Source organism: Vibrio sp. M260112 (assembly GCF_036533775.1).
Classification (GTDB): domain Bacteria; phylum Pseudomonadota; class Gammaproteobacteria; order Enterobacterales; family Vibrionaceae; genus Vibrio.
On sequence record NZ_JATABH010000022.1, the window covers coordinates 1 to 12,124 of the forward strand.

The window sequence follows — 12,124 nt, forward strand, 5'->3', positions numbered from 1 at the left end:
CAGGTTCGATCCCCAAAAAGTTAAGGGCGATGCGAGAGCGAGTGAAGCGCTACATTCTGCCAGAGCGAAAAAAACGGCCCGAATCAAGGACCGTTCGTATGAATAAGACTCGCTATCCAGTTCGTTCCAAACACGTTAAGTGATAGGAGTTAAGCTCTAATGCTCGCTTTTTTGTTTTCGCTAATAGTAACGTTCACATCCATGATGAAGCTGAGGCTCATCAATCAAATCCTCAACATCAACTTCAAACTTTTGATGTGAGCTTCGATCTTCGATCACGACCGCATGCGTACTTTCATCCGTCTCGACCACGACTCCAACTCCCTGACGGCATTCAACTAGCATGCCCTTTTCTAGCTCCCTAATATCCATATTTTTTCTCCTCTGCTACTCAGTAAGTACAGCAGGAAAAACAAAAGGATCAAAAAAGCCGACTCGAAAGTCGGCTTTCTCATTATTCAAATTGGATTACTTGTTTACAAAGTCAACACCCGTTTGGATGTCGCCGTTAAGTGTTTCAAGCATGCCATCTAGTGCAGATTTCTCGAAGTCACTCAACTCACCGTAGCTTAGTACTTCTTCTACACCGTCTTTGCCTAGTTTCACTGGCTGTGCGAAGAATGGTGCGTGCTCGCCATCACCTTCAACGTATGCGTATTCAATCACTTCTTCACCTTGAAGTGCTTTAACTAGAGCTAGACCAAAACGACATGCCGCTTGACCCATAGATAGAGTCGCACTACCGCCACCCGCTTTAGCTTCAACAACTTCAGTACCTGCGTTTTGAATACGTTTAGTCAGTGCTTCTACTTCTTCAGCCGTAAACTCAACACCCTCAACTTGAGACAGTAGAGGAAGAATCGTAACACCTGAGTGACCACCGATAACGGGTACACGTACTTGGCCTGGATCTTTGTCTTTCAGCTCAGCAACAAACGTTTCTGAACGAATTACGTCAAGCGTAGTTACACCGAAAAGACGACGCTTGTCGTAAACACCAGCTTGCTTAAGAACTTCAGCTGCAATTGGCACAGTGGTATTTACAGGGTTAGTAATGATACCAACCATTGCTTTTGGACATACATCTGCGATGCGTTGAGCAAGAGACTTCACGATGCCCGCGTTTACGTTAAATAGATCCGCACGGTCCATACCAGGCTTACGTGCCACACCCGCAGAGATCAGTACAACGTCAGCACCTTCGAGTGCAGGCGTTGGATCTTCACCAGCATAACCTTTGATTGATACTGGTGTTGGGATGTGGCTTAGATCTGCTGCAACACCCGGAGTCACAGGCGCAATATCATACAGAGCGAGATCTGTACCAGCAGGAAGGCGGTTTTTAAGTAGAAGGGCTAGGGCTTGACCGATGCCACCAGCGGCACCAATAACAGCTACTTTCATCGTAGTTCTCCTTGAGAAGATTCTCTTATATATGTTTTGTAGGGCGATTTAAAATCAGCTGCGTTCAAGCTAAACCAATCACAACCTGATTACAATCAATTAACGTCAGCTTTGCGACCTTGCGCAATGCGACTAAAGCGTGCTACACACATTGCGGCTATTATGATCTGCTTTACCTTTGATGACAAAGATTTAAGAGGCATTTCTACGGAAAATAACCTTGAAGTTTACAGTGATATGCTAGACAGAAATTGGGCTTGAAGTTGGCACTATGTGCATAGCTATGCGAGAATATTCACTTGCTTTTTATATTCACCAACATAGAAAGAGAACCATGCGCCATTCAGAAAAACAAGATAACCTCGTTCGCGCTTTCAAAGCCCTGCTAAAAGAAGAACGTTTTGGCTCCCAAGGCGACATTGTGGAAGCTCTTAAAAACGAAGGGTTTGAGAATATCAACCAGTCAAAAGTATCACGCATGCTGACTAAGTTCGGTGCTGTACGTACTCGCAATGCAAAAATGGAAATGGTTTACTGCCTTCCAGCAGAGCTTGGTGTGCCTACAGTTTCAAGCTCTTTGCGTGAGCTGGTTTTAGATATCGACCACAACAATGCACTCGTTGTGATTCACACAGGCCCGGGGGCCGCTCAGTTAATTGCTCGCTTACTCGATTCACTGGGCAAATCAGAAGGCATTTTAGGTGTTGTCGCTGGGGACGATACCATCTTCATTACGCCAACGTTATCAATTACTACAGAGCAACTCTTTGCCTCTGTGTGCGATCTGTTTGAATACACAGGCTAGTTTCATATAAAACAGCAAAATATAAATCGCGCCGCCAATTTAGCGGTGTGATTTATATCACATCTTAAATAAATCATACTTTGGTTTAGGCCGGAGTATAAGTCGATGATTTTAAAAGATTTTAATCTCGAAATATTCACTAAATATTGTTAGAACAACTAGACATATTGTCTATATTCTTTAACAATCGTATAATTATGTGCCAATTTTTTGATATTATTCAGCCGCTTTTTCAACATACGGATTGGAAAAGATGCCGTTTCCGTTTATAGGAAACTCCCACAGCAACTACAATTGCTTAGGGTTAATAATGAATAAAGGAAGGGAAATTCATGGCATTGAACAAACTTATTAAAGTTGGTGCGATTGCAGCTGCTGTTATGGGCGCTGGCGCAGTTAACGCTCAAGAGTTCATCACTATTGGTACTGGCTCTGTAACGGGTGTTTACTACCCAACTGGTGGTGCTATCTGTAAGCTAGTCAACAAAGGCCGTAAAGAACACAACATCCGTTGTTCTGTAGAATCAACTGGAGGTTCTATTTACAACGTAAACACTATGCGTGCTGGTGAACTAGACTTCGGTATCGTTCAGTCTGACTGGCAGTACCATGGCTACAACGGTACAAGTAAGTTTGCTGAGCAAGGCCCGTACAAAGAGCTACGTGCTGTATTCTCTCTACACACAGAACCATTCAACATCATCGCTCGTAGCGATGCTGGTATTGAAAATGTTACTGACCTTAAAGGTAAGCGTGTAAACATTGGTAACCCAGGCTCTGGTGACCGCGCAACTATGGGCGTGGTTATGGAAGCAATGGGTTGGACTAACGAAGACTTCAAACTGGCTTCTGAACTTAAAGGTTCTGAGCGTTCCCAAGCTCTTTGTGACAACAAGATCGACGCGTTCGTATACGTAGTTGGTCACCCAAATGGATCTATCAAAGAAGCAACAACTTCATGTGATGCGAAACTCGTTTCAGCAACTGGTGCGAAGATCGATGAAATCGTTGCAAACAACCCTTACTACGCATACAGCACAGTTCCTGCTGGCATGTACCGTGGTACAGACAAAGACGTAAACAGCTTTGGTGTTGCGGCAACAATGGTAACTTCGACAAAAGTGTCAGACGAAGTTGCTTACAACGTTGCTAAATCTGTATTCGAGAACTTCGATACATTCAAACGCCTACACCCTGCGTTTGCAAACTTGAAGAAAGAAGACATGGTTAAATCAGGTCTTTCTATCCCTCTACACCCAGGTGCAGAGAAGTACTACAAAGAGATCGGCCTACTTAAGTAAGCCCTCTTTGAAAACCAAGGAGGTATTCGCCTCCTTGGTTAAAACTCGTACTCATTAAAACACTAGACTCTATTTTGAGTTTCATTCTCTAGAAGCTCTACCTCGTTATATACCCAAGAAACCATACAACTGAGCAATATTTCATCTTTTCACTACAATGAAAGATGCAAAATAAAGGTTCTCATAATCATAAATATACGGACCATTTATAATAAGGATTAAGTACATGTCGAAGACAACAACTCCGTCTCAAGATGTGCAAGAAATGGTAGCTCAATCCGATACTGGTGCGCGTGCTCCTGCTGGACTGTCAGGTCGCATCCTATGGTTTGTGCCGCTATGTTGGTCACTGTTCCAACTTTGGTACGCATCCCCTCTGCCGTTCATTTTTAACTTTGGCGTACTCAACGATACCGAAGCACGTTCTATTCATTTAATGTTCGCTGTATTTCTCGCGTTTACAGCCTACCCAGCAATGAAGAATTCACCACGTGATCGCATTCCAGTTGTTGACTGGTTGCTTGCGCTAGCGGGTAGTTTTTCCGCTGCCTATATCTATATTTTCTATACCGAACTCGCGGGCCGTTCTGGTGCACCTACGACGTTTGACATCGCTATCGCTATCTCAGGTATGCTGCTACTTCTAGAAGCGACTCGTCGTGCACTTGGTCCACCGCTAATGATCGTTGCGGCAGTCTTCCTGCTATACACCTTTGGTGGTCCTTATATGCCGGATGTCATTGCCCATAAAGGTGCTAGCCTCAATAAAGCGATGTCTCACCTATGGCTAACAACCGAAGGGGTATTTGGTGTTGCCTTGGGTGTTTCAACCTCGTTTGTTTTCCTGTTTGTCCTATTTGGCGCAATGCTTGAGCGAGCAGGTGCCGGTGCTTACTTTATTAAAGTCGCCTTCTCACTGCTAGGTCATATGAAAGGCGGTCCAGCGAAAGCAGCCGTCGTTGCATCAGGTCTCTCTGGACTTGTTTCAGGCTCGTCGATTGCTAACGTCGTTACAACAGGTACCTTCACCATTCCGTTAATGAAACGGGTCGGTTTCCCAGGAACGAAAGCGGGCGCGGTTGAAGTTGCCGCTTCAACGAATGGCCAGCTAACACCACCGATTATGGGTGCCGCAGCCTTCCTTATGGTGGAGTATGTGGGTATTTCCTATGTCGAAGTCATTAAGGCCGCGATTCTGCCTGCTCTGATCTCATACATTGCTCTAATTTACATTGTTCACCTTGAAGCTTGTAAAGCGGGCATGACTGGTCTGCCTCGTCGTCATACGCCTAAATTTATTAATAGCCTACTTTCTTTTACTGGCACCATCTTAGGTCTTTGCGTGATCAGTGGGGCTGTCTATTACGGTGTTGGCTGGACTAAAGATGTATTTGGTGATGCCGCAACACCAATTGTCACTGTTGCACTTCTGATTGCTTATGTGGTTTTAGTGAAGATATCTGCAAGCTATACGAAAGAAGGGTCGATCGAGATTGATGCTGAACTAACGGAAGTTCCAGATCCAGGGCCTACCATCAAATCGGGTTTGCACTATCTACTTCCTATCGTTGTATTAGTTTGGTGTTTAACCGTTGAACGTTTCTCTCCGGGTCTATCGGCGTTTTGGGCGACGGTATTTATGATCTTTATCTTGATCACTCAACGTCCGCTAATCGCCGTATTATCGAAAGAGGGCGACGTGGCTGAGCAGACTAAAGTCGGTTTTGTTGATCTTGCCGAAAGCCTGGTCTCAGGTGCACGTAACATGATCGGTATCGGTGTCGCGACAGCGGCAGCGGGTACCGTTGTTGGCGTCGTAACACTGACTGGTATCGGCCTGGTAATGACTGACTTTGTCGAGTTTATCTCTGGCGGCAATATCATCATGATGCTGGTGTTCACCGCAGTGATCAGCTTGATCTTAGGTATGGGTCTACCAACAACAGCAAACTACATTGTTGTTTCAACTCTGATGGCTCCCGTGATCGTGACGTTAGGCGCTCAAAGTGGCTTCATCATTCCACTGATTGCTGTCCATCTATTTGTGTTCTACTTTGGTATTCTGGCAGATGATACTCCACCAGTGGGCTTAGCGGCTTTCGCTGCTGCTGCAATAGCAAAGTCAGACCCGATTCGAACCGGTATCCAAGGTTTCACCTACGATATTCGTACAGCAATCTTGCCATTTATGTTCATCTTCAATACCCAGCTACTATTGATGGGAATTGATAGTTGGTGGCATTTATTGCTTACGATCATATCGTCTGTGATAGCAATGCTGATATTCTCAGCGGCAACACAAGGCTGGTGGTTTACCAAGAACAAATGGTGGGAGACTGTGCTGCTGCTTTTCCTAACCTTTACTTTCTTCCGTCCGGGTTATTGGTGGGATCAGATTTACCCAGCTAAAGAACTTTACCCAGGTACTGAAATTTCTCAAATTACCGAGCAGTTGAATGTTGGCGAAAGTATTGAACTGATCGTATCGGGTGAAAACCTTGAGGGTGATTTCATTTCGAAAACGGTACGTCTTCCATTTGAAGATAATGCCACCACCGCCGATGAGAGAATCAGTTCGATGGGCTTGATGCTCAACAACACCGACAGCCGCATGGTTGTTGATATGGTTGAGTTTGGTAGCCCTGCCGAAGCGGCTGGGATCGATTTCGACTGGGAGATAACTTCGGTTGTCGTGGCCGCTGATCGACCAATGAAAGAGTGGGTGTTTGTACCTGCACTGATCCTCTTAATTGGTCTTGCATTAAACCAAAAACGACGAGCTCGAAAGGAACAGCTGAGCGCGTAACAATGAAGAGAATCAATAATGTATAAGCAAATTCTTGTTCCTGTCGATCTGAACGACAAAGGCTTTTCCGATAAAGCTGTCGAGCTTGCTATTTGGCACGCAAAACACTCAAATGCGGTGGTTCACCTTTTGAATGTATTGCCTGGTATTCACATGTCAATGGTGGCTAGCTACTTCCCTAAAGATGCAGCCATGAAGATGAAAGCCGATGTTGAAAATCAGCTCAAAAAGTTCGCGGTAGAGCACGTCTCTGAAGATATCGTCTACAAAGTCCATGTTGCGGAAGGTAAGCCTTACTCAACCATTCTTGATTTCGCAGAGAAACTTGGTGCCGATCTTATCGTCATGCCAAGCCACAAACGCTCGAAGATCGACAAAGTCGTACTTGGCTCTGTCGCAAGTAAAGTGGTTCAAAACTCCCCGATCAATGTATTGGTAGTAAAACCACAAGGCTAACAACCTTGGCTATGTGTTTCAAAAGGGTGCCGTGTTGGCACCCTTTTTTAATAGGTTTTTCCTATTAAATATATCGAAACAAGCCAATTTGATTAATGCGAATAGTTATCAATAATAGCTCCATCGACAACAACATCGAGCTATCAAGATGAAAAAGACACTAACATTCGCATCTCTTCACTTTACGATTGCATTTACAGTGGCATACCTGCTGACAGGTGATCTGATCATCGGTAGCCTGATCGCGATGATCGAGCCTTCAGTAAACACTGTCGCTTTCTATTTTCACGAGCAGATCTGGACAAAAAGCCAGTTACTGAAATCTTTTGCGCGCTCAGCAAAAATCAAGACAACCAGTTTTGCAATTGTGCATTTTAGTGTCGCATTTGGTGTGGTGTATGTAATGACTGGGGATGCATTTGTTGGAGGTATCATGGCCTCAATAGAGCCAACCATTAATACCTTCGCTTACTACTTCCATGAGAAGGTGTGGCAGCGCAAACAGGACGCTACCCTTAACTGGCATTGCAGTCACGCCTAAAGCGGATAGTGGGATACACACATCTCTTTACTCAGCCCAACGTGAAAGCGTTGGGTTTGGCCGTCTAGCGTCACCTCGAGCAAATAAAGATCCTCAAGTTTTGGAGCAACGCTATCGGCATAAATAGGGGCTTCAATTTGAAACAGTGCGCTCGCATGGTTATCACGCACGTCAATGGGCAGGTTATACGTCATGCCGTTAAACTTCACCGATGCGGATACTAAGCCAGGCAAATAGGTTTTGTAGTGCAGATCAACCAAAAACTCACAACCTCCTCCGTGATGCCAAATCTGTTCAGTGGTCACATGTTCCAAACGGACATTGCGAATGAACTGCAAATACGGTTCCTTCCAGATGCCAATGCGTTCATCAAATTTGTGTGTCAATGACCCCTAAATGGCAAAGATCATTGCTGCCTTCTTCATCGAGTAACCAATCATCTTCGTCTTGAAGAAACAGAATTTCAAAACGGTTACGACCCATTTGCAGATAAGGACGAATATCTTTTTTGTAGACTGGCTGAGATTTATCACAATCGAAGACTGCAACACCATTGAGGCGCACTTCAGCGTGATAATCAACACCTGCCATGATCAAGTCTACCGATGGGAAGTTCAGCATTGTTTCATCGACTTCAATATCGTGCATCAAGTGCCATTCCTGCTCCGCAATGTCTTCTTCCGATAAGGTGTTAGGTAAAACCTGACTTAAAGGGGCTGGAAACATGATGTCATCTTGTGGAATAGATAAATCAGTCAGTGGGGAAACTTGCCAAAGGCCTGCAAGGGAGAGTTTCATCGGTGCAAATATTGTCCTAGATCAAAGTTGCCTGATTATAATGCGAATCAACAGGCAAAAGATACTCAGCCTTTGAGACAAAACAAAAATACCAGCCTAGTGGCTGGTATTTAAATTCGGTGCGATGTCAGAGATTACTCTTCGTCGTCGTCATCTTCATCAGGGTAAAGTGCGTCTTCACCTTCATAGTAAGTACCCCAACCATCGTAGATGATGTCGTACTTCTCAGCGAGATGAACCAGTTTTTCAACTTGCGCGTCTATAGCTTCAGCGTTCAATGCAGATTCCATTGTCGCATCACAGCATAGTAGCTTGTTGCCATCTTCGTCTTCTGTCTCTTCTGCTTCAAGCACTTCAAAACCCATTTTGAACGCTTCAACAACAGCTTTTTCTAGGGTGTTGAAGTCTTCAGCAAATAGGTGGTGCTCAATTTCATACAGAGCATCTGGATCACTGCCATCTTCTAGCAGGGCTTGGATGATTTCGCGAGTCTCTTCCTTTTGAATCTCAATTAATTCTTCGACAGATAGATATTCATCTTCGTGAGACATATTTAGTGCTCCAGATAGTGACATAGTTGATCTTAGTTAACAGCGACGAAATATCGCATGGATCCAGAAAAATTACTACCCGGAATATGACAGGATCCAGATCTTTCTGCTGTTACAATCCCAAGTTCAAGTAAGATCGACCTCACAAGATCGCAAATTAACAATTTTTTATCATTTGCTCGATTCAGAATTATCTATCAATCCGCTACCGATGTTAGCAACGTATCCTTTATGCGTTTTTATTAATGCCCTTTGCATATCCTACTCTTCATTCAATCTGCATAAAAACATACCAATACAAATATGACCGGTTAAAATCTGCATAGCTATGCTCGCTGGGTCAAATTATCCTCACTCTACCCATGATCTAAGAACGCATAGCGACGCACACTTTGGTACTTCTACTTACAAATAAAAAATAAAATTTAAGTCCGCCTTTGCGTTAATTTCTAGAATTAAAATTTAAAACAAGCAAACTTGACAGTTATTACATCCAGTAAGTGCGCTTGCATCTTTATAACAATCTTGCCATAAATACGCTCTGAAACTTAATGTAAGGATACAAAATGAGTAAGTTGTACGTAGGCTCAGAAGTTGGTCAATTAAGACGTGTTCTGTTAAACCGTCCAGAGCGAGCACTCACCCACCTCACCCCTTCAAACTGTCATGAACTGCTTTTTGATGATGTTCTCGCGGTTGAAGCAGCAGGTGAAGAGCATGATAAGTTTGCCCAAACCCTTACCTCTCAGGGGGTTGAAGTACTACTACTACACGACTTACTTGTTGAAACCTTAGCGGTCGAGGAAGCTAAGACTTGGCTGCTCAATACCCAGATATCCGACCTTCGCTATGGGCCGACATTTGCGAAAGATTTGCGCCACTATCTCGCAGAGATGGACAATGAGCACTTAGCGACTGTTTTACTAGGTGGATTAGCGTATTCCGAGCTGCCAATTCAGTCAGCCTCTATGTTGCCTAGCATGCATCGTCCACTCGACTTTGTTATCGAGCCACTTCCTAACCACTTGTTTACTCGTGATACCTCTTGCTGGGTTTACGGTGGTGTGTCGCTCAACCCTATGATGAAGCCTGCACGTCAACGTGAAACCAATCATTTACGAGCAATTTATCGTTGGCATCCCGTCTTCGCAGGACAAGATTTCATCAAGTATTTTGGCGATGAAGACCTTCACTACGACAACGCTAATATTGAAGGTGGTGATGTACTGGTTATTGGTAAAGGGGCGGTTCTTATCGGCATGTCTGAACGCACGACCGCGCAAGGTGTTGAAAATCTTGCGGCAAGTCTGTTCAAACATGGTCAAGCTAAAGAAGTCATCGCAATTGAGCTACCAAAACACCGTTCATGTATGCACCTTGATACCGTAATGACGCATATGGACATCGACACCTTCTCTGTCTATCCAGAGATCATGCGTAAAGATCTCAATACTTGGCGCCTGACACCAAAAGATCACGGTGATATGAAGGTCGAAAAAGTGCCAAGCTTTATCCATGCTATTGAACAAGCTCTTGGGCTCGATTACCTGAAAATCATCACTACTGGTGGTGACAGTTACGAAGCGGAGCGTGAGCAGTGGAATGATGCCAACAACGTACTGACGGTCAAACCAGGGGTTGTGATCGGCTACGAACGCAATGTCTACACCAACGAGAAATATGACAAAGCAGGAATTGAAGTACTCACGATTCCGGGCAATGAACTGGGTCGAGGACGTGGTGGTGCGCGTTGTATGAGTTGCCCTATCGAGCGTGACGGGATCTAGTTCCGAGTTCCGAGTTCCGAGTTCCGAGTTCCGAGTTCCGAGTTCCGAGTTCCGAGTTCCGAAAATTTAAAGGGTTGACACAAAGTGTCAACCCTTTACTTTTACATCCAGGCAATTAACTCCTAAAAAAATATCACTGCCTTCAATTTTTGTCTCACTTACCACCGCTACCTCTAGAAGGACGAAGTCCGCTCTAGGTACTCGAAGCAATGCGTACTCGATTTCTACTCCGTACCACCCACTGTAATTGAATCCAATTTCAATGTTGGTTGCCCAACACCTACAGGTACGCTCTGGCCTGCTTTACCACATATACCAACACCGCGGTCAATGCTTAGGTCATTACCTACCATAGAGACCTGCTGCATGGCTTCGATACCTGAGCCGATGAGGGTTGCGCCTTTCACTGGGCGAGTAATCTTGCCGTCCTCAATCAAATACGCTTCAGATGCAGAGAAAACAAACTTACCAGATGTAATGTCAACCTGACCACCGCCAAAGTTAGGAGCGTAAAGGCCCTTCTTCACCGTTGAAATGATCTCTTCAGGTGTATGCTGACCAGGCAACATGTAGGTGTTAGTCATACGCGGCATAGGCAAATGTGCATAGGATTCACGACGGCCATTACCTGTCGGGTTAACCCCCATTAAACGAGCATTGAGCTTGTCCTGCATGTAACCTTTTAGTACGCCATTTTCAATCAGTGTGTTGTATTGACCGTTCACGCCTTCATCATCAACATTCAAAGAGCCACGTAAGTCTTTTAATGTGCCATCATCAACGATCGTACAAAGGTTTGATGTCACCTTTTCACCAATCTTGCCACTAAAGACCGAAGATTCTTTACGGTTGAAGTCACCTTCTAAACCATGCCCTACCGCTTCATGGAGCAACACACCCGGCCAACCAGAGCCGAGCACAACTGGCATTGTTCCTGCTGGAGCTGCCTCGGCTTCTAGATTAACGAGAGCCATGCGAATCGCTTCATCAGCATACTGATAAGCGACTTTTGCACCGTCAGTTTCAGTGAGGAAGAAGTCGTAGCCAAAACGACCACCACCGCCAGAGCTACCACGCTCGCGACGGTCACCTTTTTGAGCCAGAACGCTAATAGATAAACGTACAAGCGGACGAATATCCCCAGCATAAGTGCCATCGGTTGCCGCCACCAGCATCTGCTCATGAACACCGCTGAGGCTCACAGAAACCTCTTTGATTAACGGTTCCTTAGTTCGAATATAAGCATCCAGCTCTTTCAACAACTGCGTTTTCTGCTCTTTTTTCCAACTTTCCAGTGGGTTTACAGCCGCATAATAATCTTGATTATCACTGCGCGTAAATGCTTGTACACGGCCGCTCTGTCCTTGCTGAGCAATTCCGCGAGCAGCGATTGCACTCTGCTTAAGACCTTCCAAGTGAATTTGGTCAGAGTACGCAAAACCTGTCTTTTCTCCAGTTACTGCACGAACGCCGACACCACGGTCAATATTGAACGAACCATCTTTAATAATGCTATCTTCAAGAACAAGCGATTCATGCCAACTCGATTGAAAATAGATATCGGCATAATCAATTTGGCGAGTTGCTATGCTCGACAATGTATCAGCAATATCTTGTTCGCTGAGCCCGGCGGTCTTTAACAACGCGTCTTCTACGTGATTTATGGTCATACTTT

General features: G+C 44.8%; 10 protein-coding genes and 1 pseudogene. 6 read left to right on the forward strand and 5 right to left on the reverse strand.

The annotated features are described in order from the left end of the window. Window positions 1–180: 180 nt before the first annotated feature. Window positions 181–372: a hypothetical protein gene (locus QTN95_RS11220; protein ID WP_138971929.1), complete on the reverse strand. Its 192-nt coding sequence runs from the start codon at window positions 370–372 to the stop codon at window positions 181–183. Window positions 373–468: 96 nt separating this feature from the next. After that, window positions 469–1,404 (reverse strand): malate dehydrogenase, encoded by a 936-nt coding sequence (gene mdh, locus QTN95_RS11225; RefSeq protein ID WP_269377973.1) that lies wholly within the window; start codon window positions 1,402–1,404, stop codon window positions 469–471. 334 nt (window positions 1,405–1,738) lie between these two features. Between mdh and argR the strand changes: the two genes are divergently transcribed. The 5 genes from argR to QTN95_RS11250 all read left to right on the forward strand — a co-directional run bounded on the left by argR (window position 1,739) and on the right by QTN95_RS11250 (window position 7,313). Beyond that, window positions 1,739–2,209 (forward strand): transcriptional regulator ArgR, encoded by a 471-nt coding sequence (gene argR, locus QTN95_RS11230; protein WP_269377972.1) that lies wholly within the window; start codon window positions 1,739–1,741, stop codon window positions 2,207–2,209. Between the two features lie 332 nt (window positions 2,210–2,541). Continuing rightward, window positions 2,542–3,510 (forward strand): TAXI family TRAP transporter solute-binding subunit, encoded by a 969-nt coding sequence (locus QTN95_RS11235; RefSeq protein ID WP_269377971.1) that lies wholly within the window; start codon window positions 2,542–2,544, stop codon window positions 3,508–3,510. 226 nt (window positions 3,511–3,736) lie between these two features. Next, window positions 3,737–6,316 (forward strand): TRAP transporter permease, encoded by a 2,580-nt coding sequence (locus QTN95_RS11240; RefSeq protein ID WP_331417537.1) that lies wholly within the window; start codon window positions 3,737–3,739, stop codon window positions 6,314–6,316. An 18-nt stretch (window positions 6,317–6,334) separates the two neighbouring features. Continuing rightward, on the forward strand, window positions 6,335–6,772 hold the full coding sequence (locus QTN95_RS11245) for a universal stress protein (protein ID WP_331417538.1): 438 nt from the start codon (window positions 6,335–6,337) through the stop codon (window positions 6,770–6,772). A gap of 148 nt (window positions 6,773–6,920) precedes the next feature. Further along, window positions 6,921–7,313, forward strand: coding sequence for a DUF2061 domain-containing protein (locus tag QTN95_RS11250; RefSeq protein WP_331417539.1), 393 nt, complete (start codon window positions 6,921–6,923; stop codon window positions 7,311–7,313). Here QTN95_RS11250 and QTN95_RS11255 read toward each other — a convergent pair. Next, window positions 7,310–8,111, reverse strand: a pseudogene (locus QTN95_RS11255) (glycosyl hydrolase 2 galactose-binding domain-containing protein). The gene QTN95_RS11250 and the pseudogene QTN95_RS11255 overlap by 4 nt on opposite strands. 134 nt (window positions 8,112–8,245) lie before the next feature. Next, entirely contained in the window at window positions 8,246–8,662 is a 417-nt protein-coding gene (gene rraB, locus QTN95_RS11260; RefSeq protein ID WP_269377966.1) for a ribonuclease E inhibitor RraB, read from the reverse strand. Window positions 8,663–9,228: 566 nt separating this feature from the next. Here rraB and arcA point away from each other — a divergent pair. Then, window positions 9,229–10,449, forward strand: coding sequence for an arginine deiminase (gene arcA / locus QTN95_RS11265; RefSeq protein ID WP_331417540.1), 1,221 nt, complete (start codon window positions 9,229–9,231; stop codon window positions 10,447–10,449). A gap of 224 nt (window positions 10,450–10,673) precedes the next feature. Here the strand turns inward: arcA and tldD are convergent, their stop codons facing one another. Continuing rightward, window positions 10,674–12,119 carry a metalloprotease TldD gene (gene tldD / locus QTN95_RS11270; protein WP_331417541.1) on the reverse strand — a complete coding sequence of 482 codons (1,446 nt, stop codon included), beginning with the start codon at window positions 12,117–12,119 and terminating at the stop codon, window positions 10,674–10,676. Window positions 12,120–12,124 lie beyond the last annotated feature (5 nt).